Origin of the sequence: Aeromonas sp. DNP9, from assembly GCF_001728955.1 — a bacterium.
GTDB classification, from domain to species: domain Bacteria; phylum Pseudomonadota; class Gammaproteobacteria; order Enterobacterales; family Aeromonadaceae; genus Aeromonas; species Aeromonas veronii.
Genome location: NZ_LYSQ01000006.1, coordinates 1 through 23,067 on the forward strand (window position 1 = coordinate 1; position 23,067 = coordinate 23,067).

The 23,067-nt window shown below is 61.1% G+C and carries 17 protein-coding genes; 10 read left to right on the forward strand and 7 right to left on the reverse strand.

From position 1 onward, the window contains the following. Both A9G06_RS05375 and alsS read left to right on the forward strand, forming a co-directional pair. Nucleotides 1–194: acetolactate decarboxylase (locus A9G06_RS05375; RefSeq protein WP_171903378.1), on the forward strand; the 194-nt coding region annotated here is incomplete at its 5' end. Between the two features lie 18 nt (nucleotides 195–212). Continuing rightward, nucleotides 213–1,883, forward strand: coding sequence for an acetolactate synthase AlsS (gene alsS / locus A9G06_RS05380; protein WP_069554510.1), 1,671 nt, complete (start codon nucleotides 213–215; stop codon nucleotides 1,881–1,883). Nucleotides 1,884–1,997: 114 nt separating this feature from the next. Here alsS and A9G06_RS05385 read toward each other — a convergent pair whose 3' ends face one another. Both A9G06_RS05385 and A9G06_RS05390 read right to left on the reverse strand, forming a co-directional pair. Then, entirely contained in the window at nucleotides 1,998–3,410 is a 1,413-nt protein-coding gene (locus A9G06_RS05385; protein WP_069554511.1) for an MATE family efflux transporter, read from the reverse strand. A 73-nt stretch (nucleotides 3,411–3,483) separates the two neighbouring features. Continuing rightward, nucleotides 3,484–4,422, reverse strand: coding sequence for a LysR family transcriptional regulator (locus tag A9G06_RS05390; RefSeq protein ID WP_042055187.1), 939 nt, complete (start codon nucleotides 4,420–4,422; stop codon nucleotides 3,484–3,486). 498 nt (nucleotides 4,423–4,920) lie between these two features. On the opposite strand from A9G06_RS05390, the gene A9G06_RS05395 reads away from it, so the two are divergent. Further along, entirely contained in the window at nucleotides 4,921–6,213 is a 1,293-nt protein-coding gene (locus A9G06_RS05395; protein WP_005338498.1) for an HAAAP family serine/threonine permease, read from the forward strand. Nucleotides 6,214–6,305: 92 nt separating this feature from the next. On the opposite strand, the gene A9G06_RS05400 is transcribed toward A9G06_RS05395, so the two are convergent. Then, a complete protein-coding gene (locus A9G06_RS05400) occupies nucleotides 6,306–7,025 on the reverse strand; it encodes an ABC transporter substrate-binding protein (protein WP_069554512.1) in 720 nt (239 codons plus the stop codon). A 90-nt stretch (nucleotides 7,026–7,115) separates the two neighbouring features. Next, nucleotides 7,116–8,138, reverse strand: a complete 1,023-nt coding sequence (locus A9G06_RS05405; RefSeq protein ID WP_069554513.1) for an MBL fold metallo-hydrolase — start codon at nucleotides 8,136–8,138, stop codon at nucleotides 7,116–7,118. A gap of 155 nt (nucleotides 8,139–8,293) precedes the next feature. Between A9G06_RS05405 and A9G06_RS05410 the strand changes: the two genes are divergently transcribed. The 6 genes from A9G06_RS05410 (at nucleotide 8,294) to pdxY (ending at nucleotide 17,835) form a co-directional block, all read left to right on the forward strand. Continuing rightward, nucleotides 8,294–9,193, forward strand: coding sequence for a LysR family transcriptional regulator (locus A9G06_RS05410; protein ID WP_069554514.1), 900 nt, complete (start codon nucleotides 8,294–8,296; stop codon nucleotides 9,191–9,193). Nucleotides 9,194–9,294: 101 nt separating this feature from the next. Beyond that, a complete protein-coding gene (gene yjeH / locus A9G06_RS05415) occupies nucleotides 9,295–10,575 on the forward strand; it encodes an L-methionine/branched-chain amino acid transporter (RefSeq protein WP_069554515.1) in 1,281 nt (426 codons plus the stop codon). A gap of 392 nt (nucleotides 10,576–10,967) precedes the next feature. Then, entirely contained in the window at nucleotides 10,968–12,518 is a 1,551-nt protein-coding gene (cadC, locus tag A9G06_RS05425) for a lysine decarboxylation/transport transcriptional activator CadC (RefSeq protein ID WP_069554517.1), read from the forward strand. Between the two features lie 818 nt (nucleotides 12,519–13,336). Further along, nucleotides 13,337–14,671 carry a cadaverine/lysine antiporter gene (gene cadB / locus A9G06_RS05430; protein ID WP_069554518.1) on the forward strand — a complete coding sequence of 445 codons (1,335 nt, stop codon included), beginning with the start codon at nucleotides 13,337–13,339 and terminating at the stop codon, nucleotides 14,669–14,671. A 77-nt stretch (nucleotides 14,672–14,748) separates the two neighbouring features. Beyond that, complete coding sequence (locus A9G06_RS05435) at nucleotides 14,749–16,881, forward strand: lysine decarboxylase CadA (RefSeq protein ID WP_058059046.1); 2,133 nt, start codon at nucleotides 14,749–14,751, stop codon at nucleotides 16,879–16,881. 93 nt (nucleotides 16,882–16,974) lie between these two features. After that, a complete protein-coding gene (pdxY, locus tag A9G06_RS05440; protein ID WP_069554519.1) occupies nucleotides 16,975–17,835 on the forward strand; it encodes a pyridoxal kinase PdxY in 861 nt (286 codons plus the stop codon). 76 nt (nucleotides 17,836–17,911) lie between these two features. Here pdxY and A9G06_RS05445 read toward each other — a convergent pair whose 3' ends face one another. Together A9G06_RS05445 and A9G06_RS05450 are read right to left on the reverse strand one after the other, a co-directional pair. After that, complete coding sequence (locus A9G06_RS05445; protein ID WP_069554520.1) at nucleotides 17,912–18,355, reverse strand: PliI family lysozyme inhibitor of I-type lysozyme; 444 nt, start codon at nucleotides 18,353–18,355, stop codon at nucleotides 17,912–17,914. 58 nt (nucleotides 18,356–18,413) lie between these two features. Next, nucleotides 18,414–20,447 carry a M13-type metalloendopeptidase gene (locus tag A9G06_RS05450; protein ID WP_069554601.1) on the reverse strand — a complete coding sequence of 678 codons (2,034 nt, stop codon included), beginning with the start codon at nucleotides 20,445–20,447 and terminating at the stop codon, nucleotides 18,414–18,416. A gap of 180 nt (nucleotides 20,448–20,627) precedes the next feature. Between A9G06_RS05450 and tilS the strand changes: the two genes are divergently transcribed. Then, entirely contained in the window at nucleotides 20,628–21,986 is a 1,359-nt protein-coding gene (tilS, locus tag A9G06_RS05455) for a tRNA lysidine(34) synthetase TilS (protein WP_069554521.1), read from the forward strand. An 89-nt stretch (nucleotides 21,987–22,075) separates the two neighbouring features. Here the strand turns inward: tilS and A9G06_RS05460 are convergent, their stop codons facing one another. Then, the gene (locus A9G06_RS05460; protein ID WP_005347848.1) at nucleotides 22,076–22,978 is read right to left on the reverse strand and encodes a GGDEF domain-containing protein; all 903 of its coding nucleotides are present in this window, start codon (nucleotides 22,976–22,978) and stop codon (nucleotides 22,076–22,078) included. Nucleotides 22,979–23,067 lie beyond the last annotated feature (89 nt).

Here is a 23,067-nt window from a genome sequence, read left to right on the forward strand (position 1 = left end):
GTTTTCACGAACACATGATCACCGCCGATCGCAAGGGGGGTGGCCATCTGCTCGACTACACCATGGCCCACGGCACCCTGCGACTTTCTGTGGTGCGTCACCTCAATCTGGCCCTGCCATCGGATCCCGCTTTCCGGCAGGCCGACCTCAACCCCGCCGATCTCGATCGCGCCATTCAGGCCGCCGAAGGCTGATAGACAAGGAGCAATATCATGGAAAATAGACAGTGGAAGTGCGGTGCCGAGCTGGTGGTTCGTCATCTGGAGGCGCAAGGGGTCAAGCAGGTGTTCGGGATCCCGGGTGCCAAGATTGACCGGGTGTTCGATGCGCTGGAGGACTCCCCCATCGAGACCATAGTGGTGCGCCACGAGGCGAACGCCGCCTTTATGGCGGCCGCCGTGGGGCGTCTCACCGGCAAGGCGGGGGTGGCGCTGGTCACCTCGGGCCCCGGCTGCTCCAACCTCATTACCGGGTTGGCGACTGCCACCTCGGAGGGGGACCCCATGGTGGCGCTGGGCGGTGCGGTGCGCCGTGCCGACGGCCTCAAGCTCACTCATCAGAGCATGGATACGGTCAACCTCTGCCGTCCGGTCACCAAGTTCAGCGCCCAGGTCAACAGTGGGGCGGCAATTTCGGAAGTGATGGCCAACGCCTTTCGCGCCGCCGAGCTGGGACGGCCGGGGGCTGCGTTTGTCAGCCTGCCGATGGACATCATCAACAAGCCGGTGAAGGGGAATGTGCTGGTGCCACGCGAGGTGCCGGAGCCGGGCTGCGCCGATGAGCAGAATATGGAGCAGGCATTGACCCTGCTGCGTAACGCCGAGAATCCGGTGGTGCTGCTCGGCCTGATGGCGAGCCGGCCGGAAAATGCCGAGGCAGTGCGTGCCTTCCTCGACAAGGCGCGGCTGCCGGTGACCGGTACCTATCAGGCTGCCGGGGTGGTGGACAGCTGCCACTTCGATGATTTTGCCGGACGGGTGGGGCTGTTTAACAACCAGCCGGGGGATCAGCTGCTGGCTGGGGCCGATCTGGTGATCTGCATCGGCTACAGCCCCATCGAGTACGACCCCGTGCTGTGGAATGGCGACAGGGAGCGGCGCATCCTCCATATCGACGTGCTGCCCGCCGATATCGACAGCAGCTACTGCCCGACCGCCGAGCTGGTGGGGTCGATCCGGGCCAACCTGTTGCAGCTGACCCGCATCATGGGCAATCCGAAAATCCGTCCCCCCGAGGTGGATCGGCTGCTGCAAGGGGTGCGCCAGCAGCGGCTGCGACTGGCAATGCGGGCCGACGATCTGCACGGCAATCCGGTTCACCCCTTGCGTATCGTGCGCGAGCTGCAGGATCTGGTGCGCGATGACATGACCCTCTGCGTCGACATGGGCAGCTTCCACATCTGGATTGCCCGCTACCTCTACAGCTTCCGTGCTCGTCAGGTGTTGATCTCCAACGGTCAGCAGACCATGGGGGTGGCACTGCCGTGGGCCATCGGTGCGGCGCTGGTGCGGCCGGGTGAGAAGGTGATCTCGGTATCGGGGGATGGCAGCTTCATGCAGTCGAGCATGGAGCTGGAGACGGCGGTGCGGCTCAAGAGCAATATCGTTCACATCATCTGGGTCGATAACGGCTACAACATGGTGGCGATGCAGGAGCAGCAGAAGTATTGCCGCACCTCCGGCGTCTCTTTTGGCCCCATCGACTTCAAACGCTATGCCGAATCGTTCGGGGCGGCCGGGTTTGCGGTGCGCTCGGCCGACGAGCTTCGCGCCACCCTGAGGGCCGCACTGGCGGTGGAGGGGCCAGCTGTGGTGGCGATCCCGGTGGATTACTCCGACAACCCGGGGCTGATGGCCCAGCTCAGGCCAGAAGTATTGGCATAAGTGTGGGCAGCGGTGTTGGCCTGGCTTGTTGTGTCAGCGCAAGCAGACCCGCCCATATAGCAAAAACCGGCATCAATGATGCCGGTTTTTTATTGCTACGCGGGATGGGTGGCCTTAACGGGCCAGCTGGACGGCGGCGCGTGCGCGGGCCGGTTGTGGGCGGTGTTTGGCTTTTGGTGCGCAGGCCATCTTCAGGCGCAGCCACTCGCGCCACAGCAGCCAGCAGAGCGGCAGGGTGAGCAGCAGCACGGTCGCGGGCTGGGCCATCAGCACCCCATCACGCCCCCACAGTTGTGGCAGCAGGAAGATGAGCGGCAGCAGCAACACGGTTTTGGCGATGGAGATGACCAGCGCCTGACGGGTACGCGCCATGGATTGCAGCAGCACTATGCCGAACATGATGATCCCCTCCAGCGGAATGGCGCCGAGGTTGAGGGTCAGGCTGCTGATGGCAGCGGCCAGCAGCTCGGGATCCTGATTGCCGGTATAGAGCATGGCGACCTGTCCCGGCAGCAGCTGGATGGTGAGCCACACCAGCATGCCATAGATAAAGGTGAACTTGAGCCCCATCTCCATCAGGTACTTGAGGTTGCGATGGCGCTTGGCCCCTGCTGCCTTGCTGATGAGCGGCTGAATGCCGAAGGCGAGCCCCTGCAGGATGACGATAAAGACCGCTTCGGTGTAACCGGCTACGGTAAAGCCCGCCAGATCCTTCACATTGCCATACACCATCAGCTGGCTGTTGTGCAGCATCAGCAGCAGGCCGAGGTTGAACTGGGCAATCAGGCTCGGCAGGCCGGTAAAGAGCAGGTGCGGCATGGCGGGGAGGTTGGGCACCAGATCCCGCCAGCTGAGGCGCAGCCGCGCCCAGGGGGTAAAGAAGTAGCCAAGGCCGATCAGGCTCACCGCACCCTCTGCCATCAGGGTGGCTTGCGCGGTCCCGATTAGTCCCAGCCCCAGCCGACCCACCATGATGTAGTTGAGGATGATATTGAGCACGGCGCCGCTGCTCACCAGCACCATGGCCAGCTTCGGGCGGCCATCGTTGCGCAGCAGATAGGGCACCGCCAGATTGCTGGCCAGCAGCAGGGTACCGCCGCCAATCCAGGTGAGGTAGTCGCTCGCCTGTTTCCAGGTCTCGGTGCCCTGTTCAATCCCCAGCCCGAGCAGGATATCGGTGTGGGTGTAATAGAGCAGCACCGGCGCAACTACCCCGAGACCGGCCAGCAGCCAGAGGGCGTTGACCAGCGCCTGACGGGCCAGCGTGTCGTTTTTCGCCCCTTGCTGGAAGGAGATGGCGGTGGCCGCCCCCATGCTGATCATGGCGGCCAGACCGATCAGCACCATGATGACCGGATAGACCAGGTTGATCCCGGCGAGGCCAGCGGCGCCGACATAGTGGCCGACGAAGATGCCGTCGATGAGGTAGTAGGCCCCCGAGACCAGCATGGCAAGAATGGAGGGGAGGGCGTAAGCCCAGAAGCGACGGGTCATGGCCCGTTGCCGCAGTGTTAAATAGGCAGACATATCTGTTCTCTCGGGGAGTTCGATTATCGAACAGCTAGTCTAGATTAATACTTATTTGGTGATAATCAGGGTTTCACTTGATGAATTGCTGAGTATTGCTCACTAATCCGGGGTTTTGATAGTGAGCCTTGAGCATGTCGATCAGGATGCGCAGGCCGCTGCCCAGTTGATGCCGACTGGGATAGAAGAGGTAAAAGCCGGCAAAGGTAGGGCACCAGGGCTCCAGCACTGTGAGCAGTTTCCCTTCCGCGACTTTTTGGCTCACCTCCTCTTCCAGACAGTAGGCCAGTCCCAGCCCCGCCTCGGCGGCGCCCAGATAGAGGGCCGGGGTGCTGGTGGTGAGCGGCCCGGTCACTTCGATCTCCAGCATGGTGCCGTCGGCGGCAAAGGCCCAGCGATAGTGGTGGTGCGGGGTGAGGCGATAGCCGATGCAGGCGTGGCGACTCAGCTCGCTCGGGTGCTCTGGCGTACCGTGCTCCGCCAGATAGGCCGGGGAGCCCACCACCAGATAGCGCTGGGGCGGGCCGAGGGGGATGCCGATCATCTCCTTGGGCAGCAGATCCCCATAAAAGAGCGCGGCATCGTAACCATCTTCAATCAGCCGGGGCATCAGCTCCTGCTCCACTACCTCCACCTGCATCCGCGGATAACGGGCCAGATAGTCGATCAGCACAGGTGCCAGCAGGCTGTCGATGGCGCCGCGGGGGGCGCAGAGCTTGAGCCTTCCCACCGGTTCATCGCTGTTGCGGGCAAGCTCGCAAAGCGCCTCTTCAAGAGTATTGAGGGTGGGGAGCAGCTGCTTGAGCAGCCGCTGGCCCGCTTCGGTCGGCACCACGGCGCGGGTGCTGCGGTTGAGCAGCCGCACCCCCAGCCTTGCTTCCAGCCCCTTCAGGCTATGGCTGAGGGCGGAGGCGGAGACCCCGAGCTCGAGGGCGGCCTTGCTGAAACTGCGGTGACGGGCGACGGCGGCAAACACCGCCAGTTCGGCGAGATCGGTACGGGTAATGGTCATCATCAATCAACAAAAAGGCGTGAGTCACAAGGGTACGCCAAGGCTGTGCTGCACACAATCCGCGCTAAATGGGTGGCTTGTTGCAAATATGTAGCTGCTCGCAGGCCATTGATTCCAGTGAAACTAAGTTGAATTGTTAAAAAAAACTCACAATAAGGCGCTTTGAGTGTGATCTTGGTCGTCCGAAAGGCGACCAAAATCAAACTTTGGTTGATTAATTCAAAAAAACGCTGTGATTAATAAGGGCATTTAATTAAAGTCAGCCCATCAAGAGTGGCGCACGTTAATCGGTTGTTAAGTGAGACGGGCGCCGACCCTCAGGGTCAAAATCTCGCACTGTTGTTTGTTGCAATCCTGTTGTCACAAGGAGTGATGGCCAGGTTGCCGGGGGGCGAGAGGTTATTATCAAGGACGGACAGCAGGCGTTCCAGGGAGATGGAACCGGGCCAAGGCCCGACCAAACAAGAATCCCATTTTCCTAGATGACAGGAACAACGTATGTCTGACATGAATATTGCAGCTGATGGTCGTTTAGCCAGCAACACCTCCCGCGGCGTCAACAAGGCCGATGTGGTCTGGATGCTGGGTCTGTACGGTACCGCGATCGGTGCCGGTGTGCTCTTCCTGCCAATCAACGCCGGTGTAGGTGGCCTGTGGCCGCTGGTTGCCATGTTGATCCTGGCGCTGCCGCTGACTTTCTTTGCTCACCGTGGTCTGACCCGCTTCGTGCTGTCCGGCTCTACCCGTGATGGCGACATCACTGAAGTAGTAGAAGAGCACTTCGGCAAGACCGCAGGCAAATTCATCACCCTGCTCTACTTCTTTGCCATCTACCCGATCGTGCTGATGTATTCAGTCGCCATCACCAACACCGTCGAGAGCGTGATTGTCCACCAGCTGGGCATGTCTGCACCTCCCCGTGCCGTTCTGTCACTGGCCCTGATCCTCGGTCTGATGGCGGTTGTTCGTCTGGGCGGCCAGGTTATCGTCAAAGCGATGAGCGTGCTGGTATTCCCGTTCGTGCTCACCCTGATGGGTCTGGCGTTCTACCTGATCCCGCACTGGAACGGTGCCATCATCACTGAAGCTCCGGCCCTGTCCGACGCCTTCAACGGTGACTTCATCAAGACCCTGTGGCTGGCTATCCCGGTAATGGTGTTCTCCTTCAACCACTCCCCGATCATCTCCTCCTTCGCGGTGGACAACAAAGGTCGTTACGGTGAAGGTGCCGAGAAGAAGTGCAGCAACATCCTGCTGGGCGCCCACGTCATGATGGTGATGACCGTTATGTTCTTCGTATTCAGCTGCGTACTGAGCCTCTCCCCGGCTGACCTGGCTGCTGCCAAAGAACAGAACATCTCCATCCTGTCCTACCTGGCCAACCACTTCGATAACCCGGTTATCGGTACTGTGGCTCCGCTGATCGCCATGGTTGCCATCAGCAAATCCTTCCTGGGCCACTACCTGGGTGCGCAAGAGGGCATGAACGGCCTGATGGCCAAGGCGCTGCGCGAGAAGGGCAAGAACGTTGACACCAAGCAACTGAACAAAGTCACTGCCGTGTTCATGATCCTGACCACCTGGGCCATCGCTACCATCAACCCGAGCATCCTCGGCATGATTGAAGACCTGGGCGGCCCGATCATCGCAATGCTGCTGTTCCTGATGCCGATGTACGCCATCACCAAGGTTCCGGCCATGCGCAAATACGCTGGCAACATCAGCAACGGCTTCGTGACCATCATCGGCCTGATCGCCATGTCCGGTATCATCTACAAGCTGATTGCCTGATAACACCGGTTACCAAGTTGAATGAAGAAGCCGCCTCGCAAGAGGCGGCTTTTTTTTATGGCTGTTTGGGGCGCTGAGCGGATGCGGTATCGCTACTTCATCAGCTTCTTCACCTCGTCGCTGGCCAGCGCCTTGTTGAATTTGTCCCGCGCCTCTTTCCCCTTGGCGGAGTTGGTAAAGCAGACGTGGAGGGATTTGTCCTCGAGGATCTTGCCGTTGAAGCCGAGGTTGGCGGCAACGTCCTTGAGTTGGGGATCGCTCTCCTGCAGATAGGTCATCACATTCTGGTCGATGACCGCCAGATCGAGCCGACCGTTGCCGAGCTTGAGCAGGTTCTGGCTGTCGGAGCTGGTGGCATCGGCCGAGAGCGCCTTGCTGGCCACTTTTTCGTCGAACTCGGTGGTATTCACATAGCCGGTGACGACACCAATTTTCTTGCCCTTGAGGTCATCAAGGCTCTGCCAGGTGACCGGCTGATCGGCTCGCTGGGCAAACCCGAGAGGGCCGTTACCTATGGGGTCGGAGAAGAGGCAACTGCTCTTGGGATCAAGATACTCGGGGAAGTAGCCCAGCACCTCTGGGTTGTTGGTCGCCTCGTCCACGGCCCGTTGCCAGGGATAGAACTTGATGGTCAGCGGGTCGCCAGCCAGGGCAAAGGCTGCGGTCACCACCTGACTGCTCTTGCCCTGTTCAGGGAGGCTGGCGCTGGTGTAAGGGGGCCATTCAAGGCTGGTCAATACTGCCGCCTGAGCGGCCGACATGCCGAACAAGGGAAGAGTGGCCAGGGCGAGGTGCTTCCATTTCAGGCTCATAGAGATAACTCCTTGTGGTCAAACACCCCTTAAAGATAGCCCCCGGTGTCGATTGCGGATGCCGGCCATGGCTGACCGGCATCCGTGCCTCTATTTGTTGTCGATATTCTCCGACTGCCAGAGGGCATAGCCCTTGCCGGAGGCCGTGGTAGGCAGATCAATCTGCATCAGGTCGTTGCCGATGACAAAGGGGCCCGAGTAGCGGGCGCGCAGATCCTGCGCCAGATCTTTGACCGTGATCTTGCCGTTGAGCCCGATGTGGCTGAACACGGTCAGGGCCGGTCTGGCTTCGTTCAGAACGCGGGCGGCCTGCTCGGGGGAGGCGAGGTGTCCGGCGATCGCCTTGTAGCCCGGGTTGGCCTTCATCTGCTCGGCAGAGGTCATGGAGACGCAGTGCACCAGCAGGTCGGCCCCTTTGGCCTGCTTCACCACTTCGGGGCTGTAGCGGGTATCGCCGGAGAGCACCACGCTGTGGCCGTGATAGTCGATGCGATAGCCGAATGACGGCTTGATGTTGACCCCGTGGTCGTTGTCAAAGGCGGTTACCTTGACCCCGTCATGGTTGTAGACCACCCCGGCGGTGACCTCGTGGCTGTTGATCTCCACCCCGTCCAGCGGCGTTCCCTCATCCTTGACCCGGGTGGCGATGTCGGTGGCGTAGGCCTGCTGCAAGCCACGGGCGAGAGCTGTGGTGCCTTTGGGGCCGTAGAGTTCCATCGGCGCGTGGCGCTGGCCATAGGCTGGTTGCAGCCAGCCGGTCAGCCAGAGATCCGCCAGCCCGTTGGTGTGGTCGGAGTGAAAGTGGGTGAGGAAGAAGGCGTTGACCCGGCCGATGGGAATATGCAACTGCCACAATCGGGTGGTGGAGTTGCGGCCAAAATCGAACACCAGCTTCTGGTTGCCCGCTTCGACCAGAGTGCTGTAACCGCCCCGACTGATCTGGGGTACCGGAGTGCCGGTGCCGAGCAGGCTGACCCGAAAGATATCGGGCTGGGCTTGAGTTGCTGAGGCTGGGGCATGGTCGTGGTTGCTGATAAAGCTGCTCTCGGCGGCCTGACTGGCGCCGCTGGCCAGCAGACCGACCAGCAGGGCGGCCAGATAGGTGCTTTTCATGGGAATTTATCCTGTGGGGAAGGGACGGCATCACTGTATTGGTAACCAAAAATTAAATAAATTGGCTAAAATCCATTTCTTACTAAACTTTTGGTTGTGAATTAGGGCCCTTGTCGCGGGCCAAACGGCCTTGAAACGGGCAAAAAGGAGGGGTTGTGGACCGATTGACCAGCATGCGAATCTTCACCCGGGTAGTGGATCTCGGCTCCTACAGCGCGGTGGCGAGCGAAGAGGGGATCAGCGCCCAGATGGTGGGCAAGCATGTGCTGGGGCTGGAGCAGTGGCTGGGGGGCAAGCTGTTTCACAAAACCACCCGCCAGCAGACCCTCACCGAGCTGGGCCAGCTTTTTCTGTCCCGCTGCCAGCGGGTACTGGAGGAGCTGGCACTGACCGAGTCGCTCACCCAGAATCTGCTGGCCGAGCCGGCCGGACGGCTACGCATCGCCGCCCCCCTCAGCTTTGGCCATCACCGGCTGGTGCCGCTGCTGCCCGCTTTTCTCGACCGCTACCCCAAGCTGGATCTGGATCTGCAGCTCACCCCCCGCTGGGTCGATCTGGTGGAGGAGGGGTTCGACGCCGCCATCCGCACCCTGCGCCCGCAGGATGAGGCGCTGATTGCCCGTCCGCTGCTGACCCAGCACTACCGCCTCTGCGCGGCGCCCGACTACCTCAATCACCACGGCGTGCCCCGTCATCCGGCCGATCTCGCTCACCACCAGTGCCTGCACGGCAACTGGGGCGAGCACGAGCGTTGGCAGTTTGTCGGTGAGGATGGCCAGAGCGAGGAGGTGCGGGTTGTCTCGCGCCTGCGCATCAATCACTGGCCAGCCTTGTTGACGGCGGCGCTCTCGGGGGCTGGCATCACCTTGCAGCCTGCCGAACAGGTGCGTGACCATATCGCTGCGGGGCGTCTGCTGCCGCTGCTTGGCCGCTATCAGAGCCCGGCCAAGACCCTCTACTTCATCTATCCGGCGGCGCGGCGGCAGGTGCTCAAGATCACCCTGCTGGGGGATTTTCTGGCCGAATCCCTGCAAGCTGAGAGCGAGCCTGAATAAAAGGCTGCATATTCTCGCCACCGCGCTTAACCATCGTACTTAACAAAGGGGCGGAGCAGGCCTAACATGGCGGGATGTTTTTTTAGTCAGGACAAAAGGATATGTCTGGGTTGAAAAAGGATCTCGGGCTCTGGCAGGGGATGGGGCTGCTCGCCACCTCGCTGCTCGGCACCGGGATCTTCGTGGTACCGGCGACTGCCGCCTCGCTGGCGGGCGGGGCCTCGCTCTGGGCCTGGTTGCTGCTGATTGCGCTGGTGCTGCCCATCGCCTTTACCTTCGCTCGCCTCGGCCGTCGCTATCCCCATGCGGGCGGCGCGCCGCACCTGATCGGCCTCGCTTTTGGCAACGGCGCTGAGCGCTTCTCCGCCTTCCTCTTTCTGGCGGTGCTGCCGGTGGGGCTGCCTGCCGCCCTGATGATTGCCGCCGGCTTCTGGCACGCCCTGTTCGAGATGGGGGAGTGGACCCTCTGGGCCATCCAGCTGCTCACCCTGCTCGGGGTATTCCTGCTGGGGCTGCGCGGGGCGCGCTCCTCCGGCAACCTGCAGCTGTTGATAGCTCTGGCTATTCTGGGGCTCACCCTGCTTATCTGGTTCAAGGGAGAGGTGAGCTGGCGCGATGCGGCCCGGCCGCTGCCGAGCGCGGACGAGTGGCCTGCCATGGCCACCGCGTTGGCGGTGATGTTCTGGTGTTTCGTCGGGCTGGAAGCCTTCGCCCATATGGGGGAGGAGTTCAAGCGGCCGGAGCGGGACTACCCCATCGCTCTGCTTGGCGGGGTGCTGCTGGCGGGGCTTATCTACTGGATCCACTCGCTGGTGGTGCTCAAATATGGGCTCTACGGCGATGAGGCGAAAAACGCCACCGCCATCCCCTCCCTGCTGGCGCTGCTGTTCGGCCCCACCGCCAAGTGGCTGGTGGCGGTGCTCGGCTACCTCTCCTGTTTTGCCAGCATCAACATCTACATTCAGGGCTTTGCCCGGCTGATCTGGAGCATGGCACGGGAAGGCAAGCTGCCCCCCTCGCTGGCCGTGCTCACCGCGCGCGGCGCGCCGCTGCGGGCGCTCGGCCTGGTGCTTGCCATCTGCCTGCTCTGCATCACCCTGATCATCTGGTTGCGACTGCCGCTCGATGAGCTGATCCGCTACGCCAACGGCAACTTCGTGCTGGTCTACCTGCTCTGCATGGCGGCGGGCTGGCGCCTGCTCGGCGGGGTGGGCAAGGGGCTGGCGGGGATAAGCGTGCTGCTCTGCGCTCTGGTGCTGGTAGCGCTTGCCACTCAGGTGCTCTATGCGGTGGTGCTGAGTCTTGGCTACGGCGGCTTCTCGTTGTGGCGGCGTCATCTGCGCCGCAGTCGTCAGCAGGATGCGCTCCCGCTGGCGAAGTAACATCTCCCCGATGGTCGAAGAAATGAGAAAGCCCTGATGTTCAGGGCTTTTTGATTACGGCATATGGGATATTCATATGAATACTAGTTGGCACGCTATTTGCCGAAAAGTGCGGTGTCGGATCAACTCAACGGCGATTTATAGCCAAAAAAAGTGGGATCCAGCTCGCGTTTTGCTTAAAGTGATCCCTTCCGATCCCGGTGGTCGGAATGCCCGCAAGGATGCCCTTCAGACGTAAACAGGATGGCCTGGCCAGACTGACTCTCAGAGATGTGATTGCTTCGGTTCTCTTTTTATCTGTCACCTGTGGTGATAGCGCCTTGTTCCGTTCAGTCAGCCCGGGTTTTGCGTCTCTCTCATCGTGCATTGTCACCATCTGCAGCGAGTGAATCATGAGCGAATCGGTTTTTGAGATCCACGACTGGACCCTGAGCGTTGACGACAACATGTTGTGTCGCCCCGACCGCGAGGTCTACCTCGAACCCAGACTGGTCAACCTGTTGCGGTTTCTGGCCCATAATGCCGGCACTGTGTTTGGCCGCGATGCCCTGATCAACGAGGTGTGGGATGGCGCCGAGGTAACCGATCAGGTGGTGACCCAGTCCATCTTCGAACTGCGCAAGATCCTCAAAGATGGTCGCACCGATGCGACCGACTATATCGTCACCGTGCCCAAGCGCGGCTACAAGCTGGTGGCACCGGTACGGCCGCTGCAGGTGGTTTCCGTGGTGATGGCGGACGAGCAGCCCGCGCCCGCGGTCAATACCGTTCTCTCAGACAACCCGACTCTCTCCGATCTGAGCCCGCCTGCGGCTGAGCAGGATGATGCACAGCCCAATGTTGCCCCTTTTCCCGCCGGGCCCCTGACCCGCGCCATCTCCACCCACGCCAAGGATGCCCGCAGCCGCTGGAAGATGGTGAGTTTCGATATCTTCGTTGCCATCGTGCTGATCGCCATTGTCAGCATGCTCAGCTACCAGCACACCAGCCCCCAGGTACACGCCATGCTGGATCCCAATCTGCTGGTGTTCCGCTTTCACTCCGGCATGGATGACAACAACGAGAACGTGCGCCTCGCCGATGGCATTACCCGAGCCCTGATGGGGGAAGTGGCCGTGGCTACGCCGCTGCGGGTGCAGTACGGCGCCACCACTCTGATGGGGGGCATCATGCCCGGCAAGGAGCTGAGCGTGCGGGTCACCCGCCAGCCGCGCGGCACCTATCTCGATCTGGAGTATCGCAATATCAACACCAACCGGGTGCTGTTCAGCCATCAGTACCAGCTCAGTCGCCACAACGTGCACGGCGTGCTGCAGGAGAGCAGTCAGGATCTGCTGCGCGCCCTCGACCAGCCGGATGCCGAGCCGGGCATGGGGTGGCCGACCGATGACGCCTCCCTGATGGCGATGATGGAGGCTCACTACTACACCAACAGCCGGGATCCGGTCGCCCTCAAGCGTGGTATCGAGCTGCTCGAAGAGGCGCTGGCGCTCCAGCCTGATCAGCCGCTGCTGCTGGCGGAGCGCTATCTAGCCGGTGAGGTGCTGGCCACCCTGGCGGGGCAATCCGAGAGCGAGCGACTGCAGGAGGTGGGAACCCATCTCGCCCGCGTGGTGCAAAATGGCGGCGCCCTGCCATCCCGGGTGTGGGAGGCGTTGACCCTGCAGGCGATCCTCAACGGCCAGCAACAGCAGGCCAACTATCTGCTGGAGAAGGCGGCGAGTCGCGGCCGCTCGGTGCTCTACTACATACTGCAGGGCAAGCTGGCGGAGCTGGACGGTCGCCCCGAGGCGGCGGGGGATGCCTACAGTCAGGCCTTCCTGATGGAGGCAACCGAGCAGACCTATCTGCTCTGCCAGCAGCTCGGTTTCTACAGCAATATGGAGACCCTCACTCCGGCGCTGTTCGATGCACTGGGTCAGAGCAAGGTGAAGCTCTTCTAATTCCGCGCCCTTTGTTGCTGCCGGCATGACATCTGGCTCTTCGCTCAGGCCACCTTCGGGTGGCCTGAGCCGTTTCTGGCCGCCTTTTATCAGGCTTGCTACTCCTGAAAAGAGGAGCTCTGCACACCATATCGTGGTGAGTTACCCCGGGTGATCTTCAGGTGAACTGTGCCGGGCATACCGCTTGTTTTTGGCGTTTCTTCGCATCATCCATTTCCTGCGTTCCTGCGTTCCTGCGTTCCTGCGTTCCTGCGTTCCTGCATTTCCATGCCTCCAGCAATGTCCAACCGGAGCGAACTTCTTCCGATTACGTCTTTTGGCGTGTGTGGCCATGGCGCTGCACGGGTTGCCAACAGCGAATTGAGCGAGCCGATGACCCCGGATAGGCAGAGCTGTTGTCATTCAGGGGGAGGGTAAATTGCATAGCAGATGGCACTGACGGCGATGGGATTGGCCGGGTCGATGAGATGGGCAGGGCGGGCGAGAGCGGGGCGGCTCTGTGCGAACCCCTTTATCCCGGGGTTATCGCGGGAAAAATATCAAGACGGCGAGATAAAGGGGTTGTCAAGGCGAAAATACGGGCTGCCGGATATCAAGGTTTTATCAAGAAAGCTTGGTGGGAAATAATTAATTCGCTGTTTTTAAAGGTTTTTTATCTTGTTGGCGAGGAGGGTAAAAAAAGTTGCCTCATATTTTTATCCGTTAGCTGCTCCTTATGTTTTTCGGGGACGAGAGGCCTAGTCTGTGCCCATTCTTTGGCGGGGCGTTCCGCCAAATGTGTATGTGACGACCCGACCTTTTATAGAACCGGAGATCTTATGTCCCTAGATACGAGCAAGAAGATTGGCCTTATCGCCTGTACAGGTGTGGTGGCCGGCAACATGATGGGGAGTGGTATTGCGCTGCTGCCTTCGGCACTGGCCACCATCGGCTCCATCTCTGTCTTTAGCTGGGCAATCTGTCTGGTAGGCGCCATGGGCCTCGCCTTTGTCTTCGCCCGCCTTGCTACCAAGAACCCGCAAGAGGGTGGCCCCATTGCTTACGCTGGCGAGATCTCTCCGGTGTTCGGTTTCCAGACTGGTGTGCTTTATTACCACGCCAACTGGATCGGTAACCTGGCCATCGCCATTACCGGTGTCTCCTACCTCTCCGTCTTCTTCCCCATCCTCAACAGCCCGATCCCGGCCGCCGCAGCCACCATCGCTGCCGTCTGGATCTTCACCTTCGTCAACCTGCTTGGCGGTAGCTGGGTGAGCCGACTCTGTACTCTGGGTCTGGTGCTGATCCTGCTGCCGGTGGTCGGTACTGCGGTGATGGGTTGGGGTCATTTTGATGCCACTGTCTACAGCCAGAACTGGAACACCACCAGCGGCAGCGACCTGCATGCGGTCATCAGTGCCGTGCTGATCTGCCTCTGGTCCTTCGTCGGTGTTGAATCTGCCGCCGTCTCTTCCGGCATGGTGAAGAACCCCAAGCGCACCGTACCGCTCGCTACCATGCTGGGTACCGGTATCGCGGGTGTTATCTACATCCTCTCTACCCAGGTGATCAGCGGCATGTTCCCGGCCGGTGAAGTGGCTGCTTCCGGCGCCCCGTTTGCCATGGCCTCTTCCGCCATCTTCGGTAGCTGGTCTGCTCCGTTCGTCTCTGCCTTCACCGCCCTGGCCTGCTTCACCTCGCTCGGTTCCTGGATGATGCTGGTGGGCGAGGCGGGCAAGCGTGCCGCCAACGACGGCAACTTCCCGAAAATCTACGGCGAAGTGGACAAGAACGGCGTGGCCAAGAAGGGTCTGATCCTGGGCTCCCTGAAGATGACTGCCCTGATGATTGGCCTGACCGCCTTCACCTCCCAGTCTGCCCACGCTGCCGACCTCTTCAACGTGCTGACCACAGATGCGGTGCTGCTGACCATGCTGCCCTACTTCTACTCCAGCATTAACCTGATCCGTTTTGAAGGCATGACCTCCCGCAGCATCGGCGCCATGATCTTCTCCGGTGTGGCCTGCGTCTTCTGTCTGGTAGCCCTGATGGGTGCCAAGGGTTCCAACCTCACCGCTACCTTCGTGGTGTCGCTCATCATCCTGATGTTCTACGCCAAAAAACTGGGTCTGCGTCAGCACGATGCCCTGCTGAACGAACAACCCAGCAACTGATTTCCCCTTTTATCTTCCGAGCGCTCTTCACTCACCATCCCTGATGGAGAGCGCCCCTTTACGTGTGGAGCATTACGATGAATATCATTGCCATCCTCAACCACCTCGGCGTTTTCTTTAAAGAAGAACCCATTCGCCAGCTGCAAGCCTCCCTCGAGCGCAAGGGTTTCGAGGTTGTTTATCCGGTCGACGTCGCCGACCTGCTGAAACTGATTGAGAAGAACCCCCGCGTTTGTGGCGCCATCTTCGACTGGGACAAATACTCTCTGGGTCTGTGCAAGGAGATCCACGATCGCAACGAGAAGCTGCCGATCTTCGCCTTCGCCAACGACCAGTCCACCCTGGACATTCACCTGACCGACCTGCGTCTGAACGTGCACTTCTTCGAGTACCGTCTCGGCATGGCCGATGACATCGCCCTCAAGATGGGTCAGGCCACTCAGGAGTATCAGGACGCCATCCTGCCGCCGTTTACCAAGGCGCTGTTCAAGTACGTGGAAGAGGGTAAATACACCTTCTGTACTCCGGGTCACATGGGCGGTACCGCCTTCCAGATGAGCCCGGCCGGCAGCATCTTCTATGACTTCTACGGCCCGAACGCGTTCAAGGCTGACGTCTCCATCTCCATGCCGGAGCTGGGCTCCCTGCTGGATCACTCAGGTCCGCACAAGGAAGCCGAAGAGTACATCGCCCGTACCTTCAACGCCGATCGCTCCTATATCGTTACCAACGGCACCTCTACTGCCAACAAGATCGTCGGCATGTACTCCGCGCCTGCCGGCAGCACAGTGCTGGTTGACCGTAACTGCCACAAGTCGCTCACTCACCTGATGATGATGAACGACGTGACGCCGATCTACTTCCGTCCGACCCGCAACGCCTACGGCATTCTGGGTGGTATCCCGCAGAGCGAATTCAGCCGCGACACCATCGCAGCCAAGGTTGCCGCTACACCGGGTGCCCAGGCTCCCCGTTACGCCGTCGTCACCAACTCCACCTATGATGGCCTGCTCTACAACACCGGCTTCATCAAGGAGGCGCTGGATACTCCTTACATCCACTTCGACAGTGCCTGGGTGCCTTACACCAACTTCAGCCCGATCTATGAAGGCAAGTGCGGCATGAGCGGCGAAGCGATGCCGGGCAAGGTGTTCTACGAAACCCAGTCCACCCACAAGCTGCTGGCGGCCTTCTCCCAGGCCTCGATGATCCACATCAAGGGTGACGTGGAGGAAGAGACCTTCAACGAAGCCTTCATGATGCACACCTCCACCTCGCCGCAGTACGGCATCGTGGCCTCTACCGAGATCTCTGCTGCCATGATGCGTGGCAACACCGGCAAGCGTCTGATCAAGGACTCCATCGATCGCGCCATCTCCTTCCGCAAAGAGATCAAGCGTCTGCGTGATCAGAGCGAAGGCTGGTTCTTCGACGTATGGCAGCCGGACAACATCGACACCGTCGAGTGCTGGAAGCTGGATCCGAAAGATGACTGGCACGGCTTCAAGGACATCGATGACAACCACATGTACCTGGATCCGATCAAGGTCACTCTGCTGACTCCGGGTATGGGTCGTGACGGCCAGCTGCTGGAGAAGGGCATCCCTGCCTCTCTGGTCTCCAAGTTCCTGGATGAGCGCGGCATCGTGGTCGAGAAGACCGGCCCCTACAACATGCTGTTCCTCTTCTCCATCGGTATCGATCAGTCCAAGGCGATGCAGCTGCTGCGTGCCCTGACCGAGTTCAAGCGTGGCTACGACCTGAACCTGACCATCAAGAGCATCCTGCCGAGCCTCTATCGTGAAGACCCGAGCTTCTACGAAGGGATGCGCATCCAGGAGCTGGCGCAGCGCATTCACGAGCTGACCAGCAAGTACCGTCTGCCGGAGCTGATGTTCAAGGCGTTCGATGTACTGCCGGAGATGAAGATGACTCCGCACGCCGCATGGCAGCAAGAGCTGGCCGGCAACGTGGTGGAAGTGCCGTTGCGTGACATGGTTGACCGCATCAGCGCCAACATGATCCTGCCGTACCCGCCGGGAGTTCCGTTGGTACTGCCGGGTGAGATGGTGACCCAGGATTCTCTGCCGGTGCTCGAGTTCCTCGAGATGCTGTGCGAGATCGGTGCCCACTACCCGGGTTTCGAGACCGACATCCACGGCCTCTATCGTCAGGCCGATGGCAGCTACACCGTCAAGGTGCTGCGTTAATCGACAGTGACAACAGTCGAAAGTGACAACAACGGGCCGCAAGGCCCGTTTTTCCCTCCGGAATTCCTGTTCTTATTGCGTGAGTCGCCAACCATGAAGCGAGTGCTCTCCATTCAATCCCACGTAGTCTTTGGCTGTGCCGGCAACAGCGCCGCCGTTTTTCCCATGCGTCGCCTCGGGATCGAGGTGTGGCCGATGAACACGGTGCAGTTCTCCAATCACACCCAATACCGCGAAGGCTGGCAGGGGATGGTGATGCCCAGCGGTCATATCCGTCAGCTGGTAAACGGCCTGGCGGAGATCGGTGTGCTGGCCCAGTGCGATGCGATCTTGAGCGGCTACCTCGGCTCGGCCGAACAGGGGGAGGAGATCCTGGTGGCGGTGGCCCGGCTCAAGGCACTCAATCCGGCCACCCTCTATTTTTGTGATCCCGTGATGGGTCACCCCGACAAGGGGTGCATAGTGGCACCCGGCGTCGCCGATTTTCTGAAACATCGGGCACTGGCTTGCGCCGATATGCTGGCCCCCAATCTGCTGGAGCTGGAACAGCTCACCGGCCGCGATATCCGCAATGTGCCGGAGGCCATCGAGGCGTGCCAGCAGCTGCGCGCGCAAGGGGTCAAGCTGGTGATGGTCAAGCATCTGGGCAAGGCCGGCTTTGCCGTGGACCGCTTCGAAATGCTGCTGGTGTGCGAGGAGGGGAATTTTCACCTCTCCCGCCCGCTCTACCCTTTTGCCCGCCACCCCATCGGGGTGGGGGATCTGCTGAGCGCCACCATGCTGGCCAATCTGTTGGCCGGTTGCACCCCGGTAGCGGCGTTCGAACGTACCAACGCCAGCGTCGATGCAGTGCTGGCTCGCACCTGGCTGGCGGGGGCCTACGAGCTGCAACTGGTGGCGGCCCAGCACGAGATGGCGCTGCCGCAGGTCTCCATTCGGGCGACCCGCCTCTAGGCTATTTGCGTCAACAGCAGAAACAACAAAGCCCTGATCATCAGGGCTTTTTATATTTCAGATTCGGGGAGAGGGCTTAGTCTTGCGGGCTTTTGAGCGCCTTGACCACATCCTCTTTGGGCTCCAGCTCCTTGACCTGATTGAAGATCTCCAGCTCCCCTTGCGGGCTGACGGTGTAGGCATCGGCATCCTGATAGCTGCCGCTGCCGGCGCTCTCGATGATGACCACCAGCTCGGGCTGCTTGTCGCCATTCAAATCGACCAGTTTCAGCTCCCGGACAAAGCCGTTACGGGCCATCACCTTGCCATCCTGAAACTCATCCAGTGGAAATTGGGCGTTCTGGCCCGAATAGAGCCGCACGTCATAGCTGCCGATGGAGGCGGGCTCACCGGCCCCCTGCGCCACCCGGATCACCTGCCCGGAGGGGAGGGTCAGTTGCTTGCTAAATCCCTCTTCGGCTTGTGCTTGTGCCGCCAGCGGCAGGGTCAGCAGCCCAGCCATCATCAATGCTCTGTTCATCTTGCAACCTCTTGCTGTCTCTTGAGTGCGGGCTCCCGGGGAGCCCGCCGTGATGCTGTTACCAGATCTTCACCCGCTTCTGGGGCGGCAGATAGAGTTTGTCCCCCGGCTGGATGTTGAATGCCTCGTAGAAGGCGGGAATGTTCGGCACCACGCCGTTGACCCGGTACTCGGGCGGCGAGTGGGGGTCGGAGCGCAGCAGCATCTGCATCAGCTCGGGACGATACATCCCTTTCCACACTTGCGCCCAGCCGAGGAAGAAGCGCTGCTCGCCGGTGAAGCCGTCCAGCACCGGCGCTTCCTTGCCATCCAGTGACAGCTCGTAGGCCTTGTGGGCGATGGTGAGACCACCCAGATCGCCGATGTTCTCCCCCAGGGTGAACTGGCCATTGACGAACTGGCCGTTGATGGGCTCGAAGCGGTTGTACTGGGCCACCAGACGGCTGGTGCGGAAGCGGAACTCCTTGAGATCTTGCGGTGTCCACCAGTCGCGCATCATGCCGTCGCCATCGGATTTGGCCCCCTGATCATCAAAACCGTGGCCCATCTCGTGGCCAATGACCCCTCCGATGGCGCCGTAGTTGACCGCATCATCCGCCGTCATGTCGAAGAAGGGGGGCTGCAAAATAGCCGCCGGGAAGACGATCTCGTTGTTGCTCGGGTTGTAGTAGGCGTTCACCGTTTGCGGCGACATGTGCCACTCGTCCCGGTCGACCGGCTTGCCGAGGCGCGCCAGACTGTCTGCGTATTCAAAGGCTTGCGAGCGTTGCAGGTTGCCCACCAGATCATCCGGTTTGATGGTGATGGCGCTGTAATCCTTCCACTTGTCGGGGTAGCCGATCTTGGGGCGGAACTTGGTCAGCTTCTCGAGGGCCTGCGCCTTGGTCTCGGGCGACATCCAGTCGAGCTCCTTGATGCTCTGGCCGTAGGCGGTGCGCAGGTTCTCCACCAGCTGCTCCATCCGCTCCTTGGCTGCTGGCGGGAAGTAGCGGGCCACATAGAGCTGGCCGACCGCTTCACCCAGATGATCGTTCAGCACCCCGAGCGCCCGCTCCCAGCTGGCGCGCTGCTTGGGCGTGCCGCTCAGGGTGGTGCCGTAGAAGGCGAAGTTGGCGTGGTCGGTCTCGCTGTCGAGATAGGGGGCGTAGTCGGTCAGCAGTTGCCACTTGAGGTAGGCCTGCCAGTCGGCGATGGGGGTCTGGGCCATCACCTGATCCAGCGCGCTCAGATAGGTCGGCTGACCGATGATGAGCTCCGGCTGGCCAGCGATGCCCGAGGCATTGAGATAAGCCTGCCAGTCGAGGTGGGGGGCGAGCCGTGCCAGTTCGCTGGCGGGGCGCTTGTTGTAGTTCTTCTCCCGATCCCGCAGGGCGACATTGTCCCACTGGATGGTGGCGAGCCGGGTTTCGAGGGCCAGAATCCGTTTGGCCTTGCCGCTCGGGTCAGACTCACCGAGGCGGCTCAGCATGGCGGCGATATGCTGCTGGTACTTCTGGCGCAGGGCCTGGCTGTCGGGATCCTGCTTGAGGTAGTAGTCCCGATCCGGCAGTCCCAGTCCACCTTGATAGAGGTAGACCGCATAGCGGTCGGGAGACTTGGCATCGGCGTCGATCCAGATGCCGAACGGTGCGCCGCCGCCCATGCGGCCACTTTGGGCAAAGGCGCGGGCCAGTGCCGCCTGATCACGGATTTGGTCGATATCGGCCAGCGCCGGTGCCAGCGGGGTGAGCCCTTTGGTGTCACGGCTAGCCTGATCCAGATAGCTGGCGTAGAGATCGCGGATCTGCTGGGTCGGCGTGCCGGTAGCGGCCTCCTGCTTGGCCAGCCCCTCGACCAGCACCCGCACATCGGCGAGGGATTTGTCCCGCAGCATGTAGAAAGCGCCATCGGCGGGGCGATCGTCGGGGATCTTGGCGGTGGCGAGCCACTTGCCATTGACGTAGCGGAAGAAGTCATCGCCAGGTTTGACCTGGGTGTCCATATTGGCCAGCGCCAGCCCGGAGTGTTTGGGGGAGTCTTGCGGTGCCTGACTGCAGCCAGCCAGCAGGGCCAGTCCAATCAGGCCGGCCAGTAAGCTTTTCTTATTGTTCATCTTGTTTGATTCCAATTCGGATTGTTTGCTTCCCTGCCCATCTTCCTTGCTCCAATCAGTTGTGCGACCGCCTTGCGGCCAGCCTGGTGGAGAGGGCGGGCGAGCCTCACTCTAGCAGCAGGGTTGCAGCTTGATAAGCCCGACTCTGCTAAGATCGGCCGGTCCGTTTTGGGGAAGCCTATGATTTCTCATCTTTATTCTCGCTTTTGTCTGACTATGCCAGCGCCGGAAGGTTCCACCGGTCTGCTGGTGGCCTTCAGTGGCGGCCTCGACTCCACCCTGCTGCTGGTGCTGGCGGCCCAGTATGCCCGCGAGCATGGCCTGCTACTTCGCGCCCTGCACGTGCACCACGGCCTCAGTCCCCATGCCGATGAGTGGGTCGCTCATTGTGAAGCCGTGTGTCAGCAATTGGCGGTGGAGCTGCTGGTCGAGCGGGTGACTCTGATCCGCGGCAATGGCGAGAGTCTGGAGGCGCAGGCCCGCACCGCCCGTTACCAGCGGCTGACCGCCCGGATGCGGGAGGGGGAGTGGCTGCTCACCGCCCACCATCAGGACGATCAGCTGGAGACCCTGCTGCTGGCCCTCAAGCGCGGCGCCGGTCTGCGTGGACTGGCGGGGATCCTGCCAAGCCAGCCCTTTGCCGGCGGCCTGTTGCTGCGCCCGCTGCTTGATATGAGTCGCGCCGAGCTGGCCGAGGCGGCAGCGAGCCTCCCCTTTGGCTGGGTGGAGGATGAGAGCAATCAGGATGTGAGCTATGACCGCAACTTTTTGCGCCAGACGTTTATCCCCCAGCTCAAGGCGCGCTGGCCCGCCATGGCCCAGACCGCGGCACGCAGCATGGCCTTGTGCGCCGAGCAGGAGGCGCTGCTGGAGGAGCTGGCCGAGAGTGACTGGCAGCTTGCGGGCGAGGGGGATGCGCTCCATATAGGCCCGCTGCACGTCCTTTCATCCACCCGGCGCAACAACCTGCTGCGCTACTGGATCCGCCGTCAGGGGGGGGAGATGCCATCACGTGAGCAGCTTGCCCGGCTCTGGCAGGAGGTAGCGTTGGCGCGCGGCGATGCCAATCCCCGGCTCAACTGGGGGCGCCAGAGCTGTCGCCGTTATCAGGAGCGGCTCTATCTGGTGAGCCCTGACCTGCAACCCTGTCATCAGGTATTGCCGCTCACCGTGGGTGAGCCGCTGACCCTGCCGGACGGGTTGGGCGAGCTGGTGGTGCGTATGGCGGAGCACGGCGAGGATCTGCTGCGTTCCCCCCGAGCGGACGAGCCACTCTCGGTGCGTTTTCAGGTAACGCCCGGGATCCCCCTCAAACCGGTGGGGCGAAGCGGTAGTCGGCGGATGAAAAAGCTTTTGCAGGAGTATGGCGTGCCTTCGTGGCAGCGTGGGCGCATCCCCATCCTCTACTATGGCGAGCAGGTGGCGGCGGTGGTGGGGCTCTTTGTCTGCGACGGTTTTATGGCGCAGGGTGCCGGGCTGGTGTGCCATTGGCTGGGGAGCGGTGCCGCCCCGGTTCTACCCGAGCAGGATCTTGCCTGAGGTGATCTCGGTGTGAGGGGGGATTAGCCCCAAAAAAAGAAGCTCCGGTCACATGGCTCGCATGTGCCGGAGCAAAGAAGAGTTCGGGATTATTCGTTAGGGCTGGCCTTGCCGGCTTTTTTGCGGGCGTAGAGGTGACTGTCGGCCGCCTCGTAGAGGCTCGGCACATCGACCCCGGATTGCCAGCTGGCGGCGCCAAGGCTGCATCCGACCGAGAAGGTGCTGAGCTCCTTGTTGGTCATCAACATATGCTGCAGTCGCAGCCAGACCGGGCGCCACGCCTCGGGTTCGGCCGGTTGCAGCAGCAGGGCAAATTCATCTCCCCCGAGCCGGAAAGCTTGATCCGTGCTGCGGATGCACCCTTTGAGCAGCTGGGCGAAGCGGCTCAGCACCAGATCCCCCACCGGATGACCCCAGGTGTCATTGATCTGCTTGAAGCGATCGAGATCCAGCAGCACCAGCACCAGACCGTGAGGCTCGCGGCTGTGCTGCTCGATGGCGCGGCCGATGGCCTCGTCAAAGTAGGAGCGGTTGCCAAGGCCGGTCAGGTGATCGAGCCGGACCAGCTGATCCAGTTTTTCCAGCCGCAGATAGAGGGGCAGCAGCAGGCAGAGCAGCTGATGGTATTGCATCAGTACCCGTTGCTGGCTGCCGCTCAGCGGATGTTCCAGCTCGTAGTGAAGCTGGCCGAGCAGCTGGCCATGCTGACCGCGCAGCTCGAACGGATAGTTGTGCAGGTTGAGGGTGGCCAGCGGCGGGTGCTGGATCAGCACATGGGGCTGGCCACAATCGAGGTAGAGACCGTGGATCCTGACAATTCTTGCCGCACGATCGGCAAAAGTTGTCAGCAGACCGCCGAGATCGCTCTGCCCCAACAACTGCTCGAGCAACTGGTTGCGTTCAACGCTGGGCAACGGCGTGAGCCGCTCCATCTGGCGAACCCACTGCTCGATGCCATGGCTAAAGCCATTAAGTGACGACGTATTTTCCATGGTCTTCCACCTGTAACACCTGACTACTGTCTCCTCCCTGCAATTGGCATGCCCAATATATCTTTCCTGCCCGCCAGATCGGCTGACTA

What these genes read in the sequence shown, in the direction of transcription:
- tilS (WP_069554521.1), top strand. Translation starts at nt 20,628, where the DNA reads ATGATTTCTCATCTTTATTCTCGCTTTTGTCTGACTATGCCAGCGCCG.
- A9G06_RS05460 (WP_005347848.1), bottom strand. Translation starts at nt 22,978, where the DNA reads ATGGAAAATACGTCGTCACTTAATGGCTTTAGCCATGGCATCGAGCAG.
- cadB (WP_069554518.1), top strand. Translation starts at nt 13,337, where the DNA reads ATGTCCCTAGATACGAGCAAGAAGATTGGCCTTATCGCCTGTACAGGT.
- pdxY (WP_069554519.1), top strand. Translation starts at nt 16,975, where the DNA reads ATGAAGCGAGTGCTCTCCATTCAATCCCACGTAGTCTTTGGCTGTGCC.
- alsS (WP_069554510.1), top strand. Translation starts at nt 213, where the DNA reads ATGGAAAATAGACAGTGGAAGTGCGGTGCCGAGCTGGTGGTTCGTCAT.
- A9G06_RS05400 (WP_069554512.1), bottom strand. Translation starts at nt 7,025, where the DNA reads ATGAGCCTGAAATGGAAGCACCTCGCCCTGGCCACTCTTCCCTTGTTC.
- A9G06_RS05385 (WP_069554511.1), bottom strand. Translation starts at nt 3,410, where the DNA reads ATGTCTGCCTATTTAACACTGCGGCAACGGGCCATGACCCGTCGCTTC.
- A9G06_RS05445 (WP_069554520.1), bottom strand. Translation starts at nt 18,355, where the DNA reads ATGAACAGAGCATTGATGATGGCTGGGCTGCTGACCCTGCCGCTGGCG.
- A9G06_RS05450 (WP_069554601.1), bottom strand. Translation starts at nt 20,447, where the DNA reads ATGAACAATAAGAAAAGCTTACTGGCCGGCCTGATTGGACTGGCCCTG.
- A9G06_RS05405 (WP_069554513.1), bottom strand. Translation starts at nt 8,138, where the DNA reads ATGAAAAGCACCTATCTGGCCGCCCTGCTGGTCGGTCTGCTGGCCAGC.
- A9G06_RS05390 (WP_042055187.1), bottom strand. Translation starts at nt 4,422, where the DNA reads ATGACCATTACCCGTACCGATCTCGCCGAACTGGCGGTGTTTGCCGCC.
- A9G06_RS05435 (WP_058059046.1), top strand. Translation starts at nt 14,749, where the DNA reads ATGAATATCATTGCCATCCTCAACCACCTCGGCGTTTTCTTTAAAGAA.
- yjeH (WP_069554515.1), top strand. Translation starts at nt 9,295, where the DNA reads ATGTCTGGGTTGAAAAAGGATCTCGGGCTCTGGCAGGGGATGGGGCTG.
- A9G06_RS05395 (WP_005338498.1), top strand. Translation starts at nt 4,921, where the DNA reads ATGTCTGACATGAATATTGCAGCTGATGGTCGTTTAGCCAGCAACACC.
- cadC (WP_069554517.1), top strand. Translation starts at nt 10,968, where the DNA reads ATGAGCGAATCGGTTTTTGAGATCCACGACTGGACCCTGAGCGTTGAC.